At 65.3% G+C, this 13,610-nt stretch carries 16 protein-coding genes and 1 other RNA gene; 11 read left to right on the forward strand and 6 right to left on the reverse strand.

The annotated features are described in order from the left end of the window. Both B3E94_RS24275 and B3E94_RS24280 read left to right on the forward strand, forming a co-directional pair. On the forward strand, positions 1 to 926 hold a 926-nt coding region (locus B3E94_RS24275), incomplete at its 5' end, for a CDP-6-deoxy-delta-3,4-glucoseen reductase (protein ID WP_286915536.1). Between the two features lie 246 nt (positions 927 to 1,172). Next, positions 1,173 to 1,823 carry a gamma-glutamylcyclotransferase gene (locus tag B3E94_RS24280; protein ID WP_236235969.1) on the forward strand — a complete coding sequence of 217 codons (651 nt, stop codon included), beginning with the start codon at positions 1,173 to 1,175 and terminating at the stop codon, positions 1,821 to 1,823. Between the two features lie 85 nt (positions 1,824 to 1,908). Here the strand turns inward: B3E94_RS24280 and B3E94_RS24285 are convergent, their stop codons facing one another. Then, entirely contained in the window at positions 1,909 to 2,886 is a 978-nt protein-coding gene (locus tag B3E94_RS24285; protein WP_286915537.1) for an NADPH:quinone oxidoreductase family protein, read from the reverse strand. A gap of 156 nt (positions 2,887 to 3,042) precedes the next feature. Here B3E94_RS24285 and B3E94_RS24290 point away from each other — a divergent pair, with 156 nt between their 5' ends. Then, the gene (locus tag B3E94_RS24290) at positions 3,043 to 3,447 is read left to right on the forward strand and encodes a flagellar basal body-associated protein FliL (RefSeq protein WP_176511624.1); all 405 of its coding nucleotides are present in this window, start codon (positions 3,043 to 3,045) and stop codon (positions 3,445 to 3,447) included. 38 nt (positions 3,448 to 3,485) lie between these two features. Here the strand turns inward: B3E94_RS24290 and B3E94_RS24295 are convergent, their stop codons facing one another. Next, positions 3,486 to 3,938, reverse strand: coding sequence for an EVE domain-containing protein (locus B3E94_RS24295; protein WP_286915538.1), 453 nt, complete (start codon positions 3,936 to 3,938; stop codon positions 3,486 to 3,488). Positions 3,939 to 4,115: 177 nt separating this feature from the next. Between B3E94_RS24295 and B3E94_RS24300 the strand changes: the two genes are divergently transcribed. After that, positions 4,116 to 4,271 carry a hypothetical protein gene (locus B3E94_RS24300; protein ID WP_176511626.1) on the forward strand — a complete coding sequence of 52 codons (156 nt, stop codon included), beginning with the start codon at positions 4,116 to 4,118 and terminating at the stop codon, positions 4,269 to 4,271. Between the two features lie 16 nt (positions 4,272 to 4,287). On the opposite strand, the gene B3E94_RS24305 is transcribed toward B3E94_RS24300, so the two are convergent. The 4 genes from B3E94_RS24305 to B3E94_RS24320 all read right to left on the reverse strand — a co-directional run bounded on the left by B3E94_RS24305 (position 4,288) and on the right by B3E94_RS24320 (position 5,648). Then, positions 4,288 to 4,896: a 5-formyltetrahydrofolate cyclo-ligase gene (locus tag B3E94_RS24305; RefSeq protein ID WP_176511627.1), complete on the reverse strand. Its 609-nt coding sequence runs from the start codon at positions 4,894 to 4,896 to the stop codon at positions 4,288 to 4,290. A gap of 55 nt (positions 4,897 to 4,951) precedes the next feature. Then, positions 4,952 to 5,131: non-coding RNA, 6S RNA (gene ssrS / locus B3E94_RS24310), on the reverse strand. 17 nt (positions 5,132 to 5,148) lie between these two features. After that, positions 5,149 to 5,469, reverse strand: a complete 321-nt coding sequence (locus B3E94_RS24315) for a cell division protein ZapA (protein ID WP_236235972.1) — start codon at positions 5,467 to 5,469, stop codon at positions 5,149 to 5,151. Continuing rightward, positions 5,466 to 5,648 (reverse strand): TIGR02449 family protein, encoded by a 183-nt coding sequence (locus B3E94_RS24320; protein WP_176511655.1) that lies wholly within the window; start codon positions 5,646 to 5,648, stop codon positions 5,466 to 5,468. The genes B3E94_RS24315 and B3E94_RS24320 overlap by 4 nt, the downstream gene beginning before the upstream one ends. A gap of 182 nt (positions 5,649 to 5,830) precedes the next feature. Between B3E94_RS24320 and B3E94_RS24325 the strand changes: the two genes are divergently transcribed. The 7 genes from B3E94_RS24325 to B3E94_RS24355 all read left to right on the forward strand — a co-directional run bounded on the left by B3E94_RS24325 (position 5,831) and on the right by B3E94_RS24355 (position 13,576). Continuing rightward, a complete protein-coding gene (locus B3E94_RS24325; RefSeq protein ID WP_176511629.1) occupies positions 5,831 to 6,385 on the forward strand; it encodes a YecA family protein in 555 nt (184 codons plus the stop codon). A 22-nt stretch (positions 6,386 to 6,407) separates the two neighbouring features. Next, entirely contained in the window at positions 6,408 to 7,742 is a 1,335-nt protein-coding gene (gene pepP, locus B3E94_RS24330) for a Xaa-Pro aminopeptidase (protein WP_286915540.1), read from the forward strand. Then, positions 7,739 to 8,938: a 2-octaprenyl-6-methoxyphenyl hydroxylase gene (gene ubiH / locus B3E94_RS24335; RefSeq protein ID WP_286915541.1), complete on the forward strand. Its 1,200-nt coding sequence runs from the start codon at positions 7,739 to 7,741 to the stop codon at positions 8,936 to 8,938. Before pepP ends, ubiH begins: the two co-directional genes overlap by 4 nt. Beyond that, positions 8,935 to 9,417, forward strand: coding sequence for a DUF4442 domain-containing protein (locus tag B3E94_RS24340; RefSeq protein WP_176511632.1), 483 nt, complete (start codon positions 8,935 to 8,937; stop codon positions 9,415 to 9,417). The genes ubiH and B3E94_RS24340 overlap by 4 nt, the downstream gene beginning before the upstream one ends. A 9-nt stretch (positions 9,418 to 9,426) precedes the next feature. Further along, the gene (locus B3E94_RS24345; protein WP_286915544.1) at positions 9,427 to 10,644 is read left to right on the forward strand and encodes a 2-octaprenyl-3-methyl-6-methoxy-1,4-benzoquinol hydroxylase; all 1,218 of its coding nucleotides are present in this window, start codon (positions 9,427 to 9,429) and stop codon (positions 10,642 to 10,644) included. Positions 10,645 to 10,789: 145 nt separating this feature from the next. Beyond that, complete coding sequence (locus B3E94_RS24350; RefSeq protein WP_286915542.1) at positions 10,790 to 11,791, forward strand: extracellular solute-binding protein; 1,002 nt, start codon at positions 10,790 to 10,792, stop codon at positions 11,789 to 11,791. 162 nt (positions 11,792 to 11,953) lie between these two features. Further along, the gene (locus B3E94_RS24355; RefSeq protein WP_176511657.1) at positions 11,954 to 13,576 is read left to right on the forward strand and encodes an ABC transporter permease; all 1,623 of its coding nucleotides are present in this window, start codon (positions 11,954 to 11,956) and stop codon (positions 13,574 to 13,576) included. The last annotated feature ends 34 nt before the right edge of the window (positions 13,577 to 13,610 follow it).

The raw sequence follows: 13,610 nt of genomic DNA on the forward strand, positions 1-13,610 counted from the left end.
AACCCGGGGAACGGATCCTGGAAGGTGCGCGGCGGCTGGGCTATGAATGCCCGAGCAGCTGTCGCAATGGCAACTGCCATGTCTGCGCCGCGTTGTTGGTCGAAGGCCGGGTTCGTCAGGACGGTGAAGTGCGCGATCATGGCGAGCTGTTTACCTGTATTGCCGAACCGCTGGAGGACTGCGTCTTGCTCTGGGATGGTGTGCTGGCCCTGGGCGAGCTGCCGGTGCGCAAGCTCGCTTGCACGGTGACCGAGTGCGTCGAGGTCGGTGGCGATGTCTGGCGCGTGCGCTTGCGCGCGCCTGCCGGCAAACCGCCGCGCTACCATGCCGGGCAGTACCTGATGATCGAGCGCGAGGGCGGCAAGCCGGCCGCCTTCTCCCTGGCCTCGGCGCCCCATGGCGGGCGAGACCTGGAGCTGCACGTGCTGGGTCGTGAAGACAGTGCCCAGCAACTGCTCGCGCAGTTGCAGCGCAACGGCATGGCCCGCATCGAAATGCCGTTCGGTGACGCGCACCTGGCCGAATTGCCCGATGGGCCGCTGGTGTTGATCGCCGCCGGCACGGGCATGGGGCAGATGCACAGCCTGGTCGAGCACTGCCGCGCCCAGGGCTTCAAGCACCCGGTGCACCTGTACTGGGGCGTGCGCCGCCCCGAGGACTTCTACACCATCGAGCACTGGGACCAGTGGCAGCGCCTGCCGAACCTGTTCCTGCACAAGGTGGTCAGCGACCTGTGTGGCTGGGAAGGCCGTTGCGGGCTGTTGCACGAGGCGGTGTGCGAGGACGTCGAAGACCTCAATGCCGTTCATGTCTATGCCAGTGGCTCGCCGAACATGGTCTACGCCACCCTCGATGCGCTGGTGGAAGCAGGCATGGATGCGCACCGCATGCGCGCCGATGTGTTTGCCTACGCGCCACGCGGTTAATAACCTAAGTTCTGCTTAGTGGGTATAAGGCGGTAATTGTTACCGCCTTGGCCAATAACTATCGCGTAACTTGCAACACTGCGTTCCAATCGTCGGAAGTCTGCGTGAAACATTGCCCGCAGGGCTTGAGTGCTGGCGTGTTTGTATCCTATGGTAATTGCATGTACCCCGCAGTGACGGCGCAAGCCCCGCCACGCGGCGGTTCTCGCATCATAGGTAGTTCACAGGGAATAATGGCGGCAGCTTATGTCGGCACTTGAAAGTTCATCCTGGAAAGTTTCATACCCTCCCACGCTCGACTTCGGCCAACAACTGACTCACGAGCAACTGTTCACTTCCATGCAGTCGACCATGTCGCGGCATCAGGGCGGCCCCGTGTGGCTGTTTGCCTATGGGTCGCTCATCTGGCGCCCGGAATGCAATTCGGTGGAGCGTCAGCGGGCGCGGGTGCATGGTTATCACCGTGGGCTTTACTTGTGGTCGCACGAACACCGCGGCACGCCGGAAACACCAGGGCTGGTGTTCGGGCTGGACCGTGGCGGCTCCTGCAGCGGGTTTGCCTACCGCCTCGATGAAAGCAACCTTGACGACTCGCTGATGGCGCTGTGGCAGCGGGAGATGCCGTACCCGGCCTATCGGCCGCATTGGCTCAGCTGTCGTCTGGATGATGGCAGCCGCGTGCAGGCCCTGGGCTTCGTGCTGGAGCGGCATTTGCCATGCTATGCCGGCAACCTGCCGGATACCTTGCTCAGCCAGATCCTGGCCAGTGCCAAGGGGCGCTATGGCACCACGCGTGATTACGTCGAGCAGACGCTGAACGCCTTGCGCACGCACCAGATGCCGGACCGCAACCTCGAAGCGCGGTTTCGGCGTTGCCATAACTTGCGCGAGGTTTGACTCAGCCTGTGGCAGCCCCATCGCCGGCCCTGTGGGGGCCGGCTTGCCGGCGATAGGGCCTGCCTGAAACCCTCGGCCAGTAGCCTTACCTGGCCCGCACCACCAACTTACCCACAGCCTTGCGCTGCCCCAGCTGTTCGATCGCCGCCCCCGCCTCAGCCAGTGGATAAGTCTTCGACACCAGCGGCTTGAGCTTGCCCTCGGCATGCCAGGCGAACAGCTGCTTGAAGTTGTCCGCGTTATCCTGCGGCTGGCGTTGGGCAAAGGCGCCCCAGAACACCCCGAGCAACGCAGCGCCCTTGAGCAGCACCAGGTTTGCCGCCATCTGCGGGATCGTCCCGCTGGCGAACCCCACCACCAGCAACCGCCCATTCCAGGCCAGCCCGCGCACGGCCTGGTCGAACAGCTCGCCACCCACCGGGTCGTAGATCACGTCCACACCCTGGCCGCCGGTCAGGCGCTTGATTTCGTCCTTGAGGCTGGCCTGGCTGTAGTCGATCAGTTCATCGGCGCCTGCGGCCTTGGCCACGGCAAGCTTTTCTGCGCTGCTGGCGGCAGCGATCACCTTGGCGCCCATGGCCTTGCCGATTTCCACCGCCGCCAGGCCAACACCGCCGGACGCACCCAGCACCAGCAGGGTTTCACCGGGCTGCAGCTGGCCGCGCTGCTTGAGTGCGTGCATCGAGGTGCCGTAGGTCATGCCGAACGCGGCGGCGGTAGTGAAATCCATGCTCTGGGGGATTGGCAGCACGTTGTAGTGCGGCACCGCCACCTGTTCGGCAAACGCCCCCCAACCGGTCAGGGCCATTACCCGGTCACCGACTTTGAACGCGCCGGCCTTTTCTCCGACCGCAGCGATGACCCCGGCAGCCTCGCCACCTGGGGAAAACGGCAGCGGTGGCTGGAACTGGTATTTGCCTTCGATGATCAAGGTGTCGGGGAAGTTGACCCCGGCTGCCTGCACATCGAGCAGGATCTCGTTCTTCTTCGGCGCCGGGCTGGCCACCTCTTCCAGTACCAGGTCGCGGGCCGGGCCCAGGGTTTTGCACAGCACAGCTTTCATCGGCCTATTCCTTTGCGGGTAGTGGCCGATAAGTGTAGGAGGGCCGCCTGCCCGGTCAACGAGCATGCCCGGCCCTGATGGGCCGGCATAAGCCTGGGCTTGGGTTTCAGTGGTGTGCTGGGTAAGCTGGCGCCAATCGTGTTGAGGAGCAAATTCGTGAAAGCGTGGATCTTGATGGTGCTGGCCCTGATGCTGCCAGCGGCGGCCATGGCCGAAGAAGCCAGCGAGGGAGCCCCCAAGGTTTCCTACATCAGCCTGAGCCCGCCCTTCGTCGGCAACTACGCCCTCGATGGCGGCCCCAAGCTGCGCGTGTACAAGGCCGATGTGGCCTTGCGCGTGACCGGCGATGCCGCAGCGGCGGCGGTGAAACACCACGAGCCGCTGATCCGCAACCAGCTGGTGGCGCTGTTTGCCCAGCAGAGTGTGGATAACCTGAGCAACGTCGATGCCAAGGAAAAGCTGCGCCAGGAAGCGTTGAAGCAGGTGCAGCAGGTGCTGGAGTCGGAGGAGGGCAAGCCGATCGTCGAGGATTTGCTGTTCAATAACCTGATTGTGCAGTAGCCCAAAGCGCAACAATTACCCCGGTGGGCGCGGCCGACTCATTTGCTTAGCGCAATGATCGCCGCCCACTGCTCTTCAGTCACCGGCATCACCGACAAGCGCGTGCCTTTCTGCACCAGCGGCAGTTCCGCCAACGCACTCTGCTGCTTGAGCAGCCCCAGCCCCAGCACCTGCTTGAACGTCTTCACGTGCGCCACGTCCACCGCGCTCCAGGGGTTTTTCTCGGCGCTGGCCTTGGTGTCGTGGTAGTGGCTTTCCGGGTCCAGCGCGGTTGGGTCGGGGTAAGCCGCCGTGGTGATGCGGGCAATACCGGCAATGCCAGGTTGTGGACAACTGGAGTGGTAGAAAAAGAACTCGTCGCCTACGCTCATGGCCCGTAGGAAATTACGTGCCTGGTAGTTGCGCACGCCATCCCAGCGCGCTTCGCCCAGGCGGCCCAGCCCCTCGATCGACAGTTCGTCGGGCTCGGATTTCATCAGCCAATAGGCCATGGATGCTGCTCCTGAAAAGGTTTGAAATAACCTGTTGCACGAAACCGACAGCCGGTTGGCGTCAACGTTTGCGTGTCGACTCAGGTTGTCGGAGAATGCGCCGATTTTAAAGCTAGACGCTCCGGCGACACCAAGAAGGTCGCCGAGCCTGAACAGTGCCTAGGGGGGCATTATTCGATGAACCAACGCAAACCGGATCTGCTGTGGATCCTGGTCTTCATTTTTGGTCTGGGTGTGGTCACCACCGGTTATGCCCAAGGCATCTGGGAGCGCAAGCTCGACACTGCCTACCAGGCGCCAGTCGACGCCGGCCAGGCCCAAGCCAAACGCTAGCCCCCGCGGGCGCCGCTCAGTTTGGCGCCAGGTACCAGCCACGGTCCGAGACCGTGCCCTGCAATGGTACATCCCAACTGGCCTGAGCCAGCCGTTCGACCTTCTGGCATTCATGCGCCAGCCCCAGCAGCAACGGTTTCTTCCACGCCTTGCGGCGCGCCTGGTAAGCCAGGCTGCGGTCGTAGAATCCACCGCCCATGCCCAGCCGCCCACCCACTTCATCGAAGCCGACCAACGGCAGCAGGATCAGGTCCAGTGACCAGACCGGGCGCTGGCGCTTGCGGTCAGTGACAGGTTCGGGGATGCGAAAGCGGTTGCGCTTGAGCTTTTCGCCCTGTTCGAAGCGCTGGAACACCATGCGTGTGCGCGGCCAGGCATGCAGCACCGGCAGGTAGGTGCGCTTGCCCCGGCGCTGGGCTTCGCGCAGCAGCCATTGCGGGTCGATTTCACCGTCGTTGGGCAAGTACAGGGCGATGTGGCGGGCGCGGCGGAACAGCGGGTGCTGGGCCAGCTGGCGATACAGGCCCGCGGCAGCCTGCTGCTGTTGGGCAGGCGTGAGGGCGCGGCGGGCATTGCGAAGCAGACGACGAAGCTGGGGGCGGGTGAGCGGCGCAGTTTCGGTCATGGCACTGGCTGTCCCAGGTGTCGGATTGCCTGCAGAGCCTGCAGGCAAAGGAATCAGGCTCCCCGATAAGACCGCTATCGGTGTAGCCCTTGAACCCGAAAGTTCAAGGTGGAGATTGCAGGGGGCGTTAAGGCTTTCCGTCGGGCGGACATGCACACCGGCCCCAGCGTGCAACCCCCGTGGTTGTGCGTATCGGCTCAGGGACATAACCGACTGGCGCATCCCCCAGGGAGTCGCGCCAGTATACCAATCTCAGCCGATTTTGGTATCCGCATCGTCGGACAAAGCCTTGTCGACGCGATCGAGCAGGTCGCGGACCTGTTCGCGGTTGGTGCTGCCCACCGGCGCATCGTTGCGATCTTCCTGGCGGTGCAGCATCTCGTGGGTGATGTTCAGCGCGGCCATCACGGCGATGCGGTCGGCGCCGATCACCTTGCCGCTGCTGCGGATCTCGCGCATCTTGCCGTCCAGATAGCGTGCGGCGCTGACCAGGTTGTTGCGCTCTTCCGGTGGACAGATGATCGAGTATTCCTTGTCGAGGATCTGCACGGTGACGCTATTGCTTGAACTCATGAGTCTTGCTCCAGGGCCTTCAGGCGTAAAATCATCGACTCGACCTTGCGCTTGGCGATTTCGTTCTTTTCGATGAGGTGGGCGCGTTCCTCGCGCCAGGATTTTTCCTGAGCTACTAGGAGTGCATTTTGCCGTTTTAGTTGCTCGACACGTGCGATCAGCAACTCGAACCGGCTCATCAGCGCTTGCAGGTCGTTCTCTTGCGTGGGTTGCACTCGATTCGCTCCGTCATTGAATCACCCGGCGATGATGCCTCTCCCTGTACGGCGACGGCCAGTGCCGATGGTCTTGGCGCGCCTGCCGATGCTAGGATACAAGGTCTTCATTCTAGTCAAATGCGCCGTCTGGCGCCTAGCCGACCATGCCTAATACCCAATCGCCCTACACCGCATTCGCCGCGCTGCTCTCGAGCAACGGCCACCCTGTTTCCCCTGCCGAGCTGCATGGCCTGCTGATTGGCCGTAGCTGCGCCGGCGCCGGCTTCGATGCCGACGCCTGGCTGGCTGACGCCGCCGGCGTGCTGGAGAACGAGCCCGAAGACTCCGTGCGCGCCGCCCTGATCGGCCTGCAGGAGATGGTCAAGGCCGAGCTCACCGGCGAAGACATCGCCATCGTCCTGCTGCTACCGGGCGACGAAACCTCGCTCACCGAGCGCGCCACCGCGCTGGGCCAGTGGTGCCAGGGCTTCATCGCAGGCTTCGGGCTGAACGCCGGCGGCAAGGACCTGTCCACCGATGCCAAGGAAGTGCTCCAGGACCTGGTGGCCATTTCCCAGGTCCAGGAAGCGCTGGAAGAGTCCGAAGACGGCGAGAGCGACTACATGGAAGTCATGGAGTACCTGCGCGTCGCGCCGCTGCTGCTGTACACGGAACTGGCCGCACCTGCCGCGCCTGCGCCAAAACCATCGCTGCACTGATCAACCGGGGGTAGTTCTGCCCATGAGCCACATACCCAAGGCCGAGTATGCCCGTCGGCGCAAGGCGCTGATGGCGCAGATGGTCCCTAACAGCATTGCCATCCTGCCGGCTGCCGCGGTCGCCATCCGCAACCGCGATGTCGAGCACGTGTACCGCCAGGACAGCGATTTCCAGTACCTCAGCGGCTTCCCCGAGCCCGAGGCGGTGATTGCGCTGATCCCGGGCCGCGAGCATGGCGAGTACGTGCTGTTCTGCCGCGAGCGCAACCCCGAGCGCGAGCAATGGGACGGCCTGCGCGCCGGGCAGGAAGGCGCGATCCATGACTTTGGCGCGGACGATGCCTTCCCGATCACCGACATCGACGAAATCCTGCCCGGCCTGATCGAGGGCCGCGAGCGGGTCTACAGCGCCATGGGCAGCAACGCCGAGTTCGATCGCCGGCTGATGGACTGGATCAACGTGATCCGCTCCAAGGCCCGCCTCGGCGCCCAGCCGCCGAACGAGTTCGTTGCGCTGGATCACCTGCTGCACGACATGCGCCTGTATAAATCGGCGGCGGAAGTGAAGGTGATGCGCGCTGCTGCAGCGATTTCCGCGCGGGCCCATGTGCGGGCCATGCAGGCATGCCGAGCCGGGCTGCACGAGTACAGCCTGGAAGCCGAGCTGGACTACGAGTTCCGCAAGGGCGGGGCGAAGATGCCGGCCTATGGCTCCATCGTGGCCGCCGGGCGCAATGGCTGCATCCTGCATTACCAGGAAAACGACGCCCCGCTCAAGGATGGCGACCTGGTGCTGATCGATGCCGGCTGCGAGATCGACTGCTATGCCAGCGACATCACCCGCACCTTCCCGGTCAGCGGGCGTTTTTCGCCAGAGCAGAAGGCCATCTACGAGCTGGTGCTCAAGGCCCAGCACGCCGCCTTCGCCGAGATCGCACCGGGCAAGCACTGGAACCACGCCCACGAGGCGACCGTGCGGGTCATCACCGCCGGCCTGGTGGAACTGGGGCTGCTCAAGGGCGAGGTGCAGGCACTGATCGACAACGAGGCCTACCGGGCCTTCTACATGCACCGTGCCGGGCACTGGCTGGGCATGGACGTGCACGATGTCGGCGAATACAAGGTCGGCGGCCAGTGGCGCGTGCTGGAACCGGGCATGGCATTGACCGTCGAGCCAGGCATCTACATTGCCGCCGACAACCCGAATGTCGCGAAGAAATGGCGCGGCATCGGCATCAGGATCGAGGACGACGTGGTGGTCACCAGGCAAGGTTGTGAAATTCTGACATCGGGCGTGCCCAGCACGGTCGCCGGGATCGAGGCGCTGATGCAGGCTGCGCGCAAGGACGCGGCATGAGTCGGGTCAACCTGGCGATCATTGGCGGCGGCCTGGTGGGCGCGAGCCTGGCCCTGGCGCTGCAGGCAGGGGCCAAGGCGCGGGGCTGGAAGATCGTGCTGATCGAGCCCTTTGCGCCCGGCGACAGCTTCCAGCCGAGCTACGACGCGCGTTCCTCAGCGCTGTCGTTCGGCACCCGGCAGATCTACCAGCAGCTTGGCCTGTGGCAGGCCATCAGCCCACGGGCCGAGCCGATCCAGCAGATTCATGTGTCCGACCGTGGCCGCTTTGGCGCCACGCGGCTGGATGCCCAGGAAGAGGGCGTGCCCGCGCTCGGCTATGTGGTCGAGAATGCCTGGCTCGGCCAGTGCCTGTGGCAAGGCCTGGACCGCGAAGTGGTGAGCTGGCGTTGCCCGGCCGAAGTCAGGGCGATGCAGGCCATCGACGGTGGCTACCGCTTGCAGCTGGGGGACGACACCCTGCTCGAATGCGACTTGGCGGTGCTGGCCGATGGCGGTCGCTCTGGCCTGCGCGAGCAACTGGGCATCCACGTGCGCCGCACGCCCTACGAGCAGAGCGCGCTGATCGCCAACATCACCCCGGGCGAAGCCCACCGCGGCCAAGCCTTCGAACGCTTCACCGAGCAAGGCCCGATGGCCCTGCTGCCGCTGCCGGAAAACCGCTGTGCGCTGATCTGGACCCGGCAGGGGATGGACGCCAAGCGCCTGGCGGAAATCGACGAACGCAGCTTCCTGCGCGAGCTGCAGGATGCCTTCGGCTACCGCCTTGGCGCGCTGCGCCAGGTGGGTGCCCGGCATCTCTATCCGCTGGCGCTGGTCGAGGCGCAGGAGCAGGTGCGCCCGCACCTGGTGGTGCTCGGCAATGCCGCGCACAGCCTGCACCCGATTGCCGGGCAGGGCTTCAACCTGTCGCTGCGTGATGTGCAGTCGCTGGCCGATGCGCTGCTGGCCGGCCCGCAGCAGCCGGGCGACCTGGCAACCTTGCAGGCCTACCACCAGCGCCAGCGCCTCGACCAGGCCATGACCATCGGCTTCTCCGATCAGGTCACCCGCCTGTTCGGCAGCAACCAGCCGTTGCTGGCCGCCGGGCGCAACATCGGCCTGCTCGGGCTCGACCTGCTGCCCCCGGCAAAAAGCTGGTTCGCCCGCCAGGCCATGGGCCTGGGCACCCGCCCCGATCCGCGAGGCCAGGCATGAGCAACCCGCGCAAGCTGGCGCGCCGGGCGCGCATGTTGCGCTGGCTGCTGAACCTCTACCCGCCCTACCTCGGCGCCGGTATCCGCATCCAGCACATCAGCCCGGACATGCGCAGCGTCAAGGTGTGCATGAAGCTCACGCGCTGGAACCGCAACTACGTCGGCACCCAGTTCGGCGGCAGCCTGTACTCGATGGTCGACCCGTTCTACATGCTGTTGCTGATCGAGCAGCTGGGCCGCGAGTACATCGTCTGGGACAAGGCCGCCAGCATCGATTTCATCGCCCCGGGCAAGGGCCCGGTGTATGCCGAATTCCACGTCGATGACGCGCTGCTGGACGAGATCCGCCAGCAGACCGCCAGCGGCAAGAAGTACCTGCCCCGTTTGCAGGTCGATATCCGCGACGCTGCCGGCGAGCTGGTGGCGCGGGTCGATAAAACCCTATACGTGCGGCTCAAGCCGCAAGCGAGGCTGGCGTAAGGCATGGAAATGCGCGCAGATGTGTTGATTGTCGGTGCCGGTATGGTCGGCAGCGCCCTGGCCCTGGCATTGCGCCACAGCGGCCTGGAAATTCTCCTGCTCGACGGCGGGCCGCTGTCGGTCAAGCCGTTCGATGAACAGGCGCCGTTCGAGCCGCGGGTCAGTGCCCTGTCGGCCGCCAGCCAGCGCATCCTCGAGCGCCTGGGCGCCTGGGAAGGCATCGCCAAGCGCCGCGCCGCGCCGTACACCGACATGCACGTGTGGGACGGCAGCGGCACCGGGCAGATTCATTTCTCGGCTGCCAGCGTGCACGCCCAGGTGCTCGGCCACATCGTCGAGAACCGCGTGGTGCAGGACGGCCTGCTGGAGCGCCTGCACGACAGCGACATCGGCCTGCTGGCCAATGCCCGGCTGGAGCAGTTGCGCCGCTCGGGCGATGAATGGCTACTGACCCTGGCCGACGGCCGCCGCCTGCGCGCGCCACTGGTGGTGGCTGCCGACGGCGCCAATTCCGCCGTGCGCCGCCTGGCCGGCTGCGAAACCCGCGAGTGGGATTACCTGCACCATGCCATCGTCACCAGCGTGCGCTGCAGCGCCGCGCACCAGGCCACGGCCTGGCAGCGTTTCACGGACGAAGGGCCGCTGGCATTCCTGCCGCTGTTGCGTGATGGCCGGCAGGACTGGTGCTCGATCGTCTGGTCGACCACCCCGGAGCAGGCCGAGCAGCTCATGGCGCTGCCTGACGAGGCCTTCCGCAAGGCCCTGGAGCGCGCCTTCGAGGGGCGCCTGGGCGAAGTGCTGGAGGCTGACCCACGGGTGTGCGTGCCGCTGCGCCAGCGCCATGCCAAGCGCTATGTGGATGAGGGGCTGGCGCTGATCGGCGATGCCGCGCACACCATTCACCCGCTGGCGGGGCAGGGCGTCAATCTGGGCTTTCTCGATGCCGCTGTGCTGGCCGAGGTGCTGGTCAATGCCTGCGAGCGCGGCGAGCGCCTGGCGGATGTGAAGGTGCTCAGCCGTTACGAGCGCCGGCGCATGCCGCACAACCTGGCGCTGATGGCCGCGATGGAAGGCTTCGAGCGGTTGTTCCAGGCTAATCCGCTGCCGTTGCGTTGGTTGCGCAACAGCGGGTTGAAGCTGGTGGAGCAGATGCCCGAGGCCAAGGCGCTGTTCGTGCGGCAGGCGCTGGGGCTTTCCGGGGATCTGCCAGATCTGGCCAAGGCTTGAGGTTGTCGGGCCTGTGGGAGCCGGCTTGCCGGCGATTGGACTGCAAGGCAGTCCCTTGCAACATCCGGTAACTGCTAGGTAGGTGAGCAGGAAAATGGGATTCACTACCATTTGCGCCTCTCATACGATCCGAGGAGTGCTTTCCATGTTGCCACGCAAGCCCCTACTGGCCGCCCTGGCCCTGACTTTGTTCGGCGGCACCGCTCAGGCAGCGGATGAAGTGGTGGTGTACTCCTCGCGCATCGACGAGCTGATCAAGCCCGTGTTCGACGCCTACACCAAGGAAACCGGGGTCAAGGTCAAGTTCATCACCGACAAGGAAGCCCCGCTGATGCAGCGCATCAAGGCCGAGGGCGAGAACGGGGTGGCCGACCTGTTGCTCACCGTCGATGCCGGCAACCTCTGGCAGGCCGAGCAGATGGGCATCCTGCAGCCGATCAAGTCGGACATCATCGACCAGAACATCCCGCCGCAGTACCGCGCCTCCTCCCATGACTGGACCGGCCTGAGCCTGCGAGCGCGCACCATCATCTACTCCACCGAGCGGGTCAAACCCGAAGAGCTGACCACCTACGAAGCCCTGGCCGACAAGCAGTGGGAAGGCCGCCTGTGCCTGCGCACGGCGAAGAAGGTCTACAACCAGTCGCTGACCGCCACGCTGATCGAGAACCACGGCGAGGCCAAGGCCGAGCAGATCGTCAAGGGCTGGGTCAACAACCTGTCCACCGATGTGTTCTCCGACGACAACGCCGTGATCAAGGCGATCGAGGCGGGCCAGTGTGACGTGGGGGTGGTCAACACCTACTACTACGGCCGCCTGCACAACCAGAACCCCAACCTGCCGGTGAAGATTTTCTGGCCCAACCAGGGCGACCGTGGTGTGCACGTCAACCTCTCGGGCATCGGCCTGACCAAGTATGCACCGCACCCGGAGGCGGCCAAGCAGCTGGTGGAATGGATGACCGGCGAGAAGGCGCAGAAGCTGTTTGCCGACATCAACCAGGAGTTCCCGGCCAACCCGAAGGTCAAGCCTTCGGAAGAAGTGGCGGCCTGGGGTAGCTTCAAGGCCGACAGCATTCCGGTCGAAGTGGCTGGCAAGCGCCAGGCCGAGGCCATTCGCCTGATGGATCGGGCTGGCTGGAACTAAGCGCCAGGCTTTATCCTTGCGGGGCCTGCAAGGGCCCTATCGCGGGCAAGCCCGCTCCCACAGATACACCACTTGTCTACAGGCCAGTGATGTACCTGTGGGAGCGGGCTTGCCCCGCGAACGACCGCAAAGCGGCCGCAACAAGCCACAGAGAAATTCGACTTGCCCCACACCCCCCAACGCCGCTGGTACCTCCCGGTCTCCCTGATCGCCGCGCTGGTGCTGCTGCCCCTGAGCGTCCTGCTGCTGGCCTGGCAATCGGTCGACCTGCAGATCTGGTCGCACCTGCTCGACACCCAGATGAGCCGCCTGCTCGGCAACACCCTGACCCTGGTGGTGGGCGTGGGCGTGGGCGTAACGGTGCTCGGCGTGAGCCTGGCCTGGCTCACCAGCCTCTGCGAGTTCCCCGGCAGACGCTGGCTGGACTGGGCGTTGATGCTGCCGTTCGCGATCCCCGCCTACGTGCTGGCCTTCGTCTTCGTCGGCCTGCTCGACTTCTCCGGCCCCGTGCAAAGCGCCCTGCGCGAAGTGTTCGGGCCCATGCGCCTGCCGCGGGTGCGCTCCACCGGTGGCGTGATTACGGTGCTGGTGCTGGTGTTCTACCCCTACGTCTACCTGCTCGCACGCACGGCGTTCCTGGCCCAGGGCAAGGGCCTGATGGAAGCGGCGCGGGTGCTGGGGCTGTCGCCGTTGCAGGCGTTCTGGCGAGTGGCCTTGCCCATGGCGCGGCCGGCCATCGGCGCAGGCATTGCCCTGGCCCTGATGGAAACCCTGGCCGATTTCGGCGCGGTGGCGGTGTTCAACTTCGACACCTTCACCACCGCCATCTACAAGACCTGGTATGGCTTCTTCAGCCTGTCCAGCGCCGCCCAGCTCGCCAGCCTGCTGCTGTTGGCGGTGATGCTGGTGCTGTATGGCGAGCGCCGTGCACGCGGCGCGGCCCGCAGTGGCAACGAGCGGCCTCGCGGGCAGGCGCTGTACCACCTGCGCGGGGTCAAGGCGCTGCTGGCCAGCGGCTGGTGCCTGCTGGTGTTCGCCTGCGCCTTCGTCATCCCGCTGCTGCAGTTGCTGGCGTGGTTCTGGCAGCGCGGGCGGCACGACCTGGACGAACGCTACATCGGCCTGGTGCTGCACACGCTGTACCTGGGCGCCATGGCCGCACTGATCACCGTGTGCGTGGCCTTGCTGCTGGCCTTCGCCCGGCGCCAGGCGCCGACCGGCGGCATACGCGCCGGCGTTGGCCTGGCCAACCTCGGCTACGCCTTGCCGGGCTCGGTGCTGGCGGTGTCGATCATGCTGGCCTTCAGCTACCTCGACAATCACCTGGTGATCCCGCTTTCCACCTGGCTGGGCGGGGCCGGCAAACCGCTGCTGCTGGGGAGCCTGGCAGCCCTGTTGCTGGCCTATCTGGTGCGTTTCATCGCGGTGGCCTACGGGCCGCTGGAAAGCAGCCTGGAGCGCATCCGCCCGTCGCTGCCCGAGGCCTCGCGCAGCTTGGGCGTCGGTGGCGCGAGATTGTTTTTCAAGGTGTATCTGCCGCTGCTGGTGCCGGGTGCCTTGAGCGCAGCGCTGCTGGTGTTCGTGGACGTGCTCAAGGAGATGCCCGCCACCCTGCTGATGCGGCCGTTCGGCTGGGATACCTTGGCGGTCAGAGTCTTCGAGATGACCAGCGAAGGCGAGTGGGCGCGGGCCTCGCTGCCCGCGCTGACGCTGGTGCTGGTGGGCCTGTTGCCAGTCATCGGGCTGATTCGTCGTTCCGCTCGTCGCCCCGGTCACAGTCACTGAGGATGCCAGCCCGCGCCCTTGCGGCTACAATGCG

The organism is Pseudomonas sp. UBA6315 (assembly GCF_002438125.1).
Classification (GTDB): domain Bacteria; phylum Pseudomonadota; class Gammaproteobacteria; order Pseudomonadales; family Pseudomonadaceae; genus Aquipseudomonas; species Aquipseudomonas faucium.

What these genes read in the sequence shown, in the direction of transcription:
- B3E94_RS24350 (WP_286915542.1), top strand. Translation starts at nt 10,790, where the DNA reads ATGTTGCCACGCAAGCCCCTACTGGCCGCCCTGGCCCTGACTTTGTTC.
- B3E94_RS24305 (WP_176511627.1), bottom strand. Translation starts at nt 4,896, where the DNA reads ATGACCGAAACTGCGCCGCTCACCCGCCCCCAGCTTCGTCGTCTGCTT.
- B3E94_RS24285 (WP_286915537.1), bottom strand. Translation starts at nt 2,886, where the DNA reads ATGAAAGCTGTGCTGTGCAAAACCCTGGGCCCGGCCCGCGACCTGGTA.
- ubiH (WP_286915541.1), top strand. Translation starts at nt 7,739, where the DNA reads ATGAGTCGGGTCAACCTGGCGATCATTGGCGGCGGCCTGGTGGGCGCG.
- B3E94_RS24325 (WP_176511629.1), top strand. Translation starts at nt 5,831, where the DNA reads ATGCCTAATACCCAATCGCCCTACACCGCATTCGCCGCGCTGCTCTCG.
- B3E94_RS24345 (WP_286915544.1), top strand. Translation starts at nt 9,427, where the DNA reads ATGCGCGCAGATGTGTTGATTGTCGGTGCCGGTATGGTCGGCAGCGCC.
- B3E94_RS24280 (WP_236235969.1), top strand. Translation starts at nt 1,173, where the DNA reads ATGTCGGCACTTGAAAGTTCATCCTGGAAAGTTTCATACCCTCCCACG.
- B3E94_RS24340 (WP_176511632.1), top strand. Translation starts at nt 8,935, where the DNA reads ATGAGCAACCCGCGCAAGCTGGCGCGCCGGGCGCGCATGTTGCGCTGG.
- B3E94_RS24320 (WP_176511655.1), bottom strand. Translation starts at nt 5,648, where the DNA reads ATGAGCCGGTTCGAGTTGCTGATCGCACGTGTCGAGCAACTAAAACGG.
- B3E94_RS24295 (WP_286915538.1), bottom strand. Translation starts at nt 3,938, where the DNA reads ATGGCCTATTGGCTGATGAAATCCGAGCCCGACGAACTGTCGATCGAG.
- pepP (WP_286915540.1), top strand. Translation starts at nt 6,408, where the DNA reads ATGAGCCACATACCCAAGGCCGAGTATGCCCGTCGGCGCAAGGCGCTG.
- B3E94_RS24315 (WP_236235972.1), bottom strand. Translation starts at nt 5,469, where the DNA reads ATGAGTTCAAGCAATAGCGTCACCGTGCAGATCCTCGACAAGGAATAC.
- B3E94_RS24300 (WP_176511626.1), top strand. Translation starts at nt 4,116, where the DNA reads ATGAACCAACGCAAACCGGATCTGCTGTGGATCCTGGTCTTCATTTTT.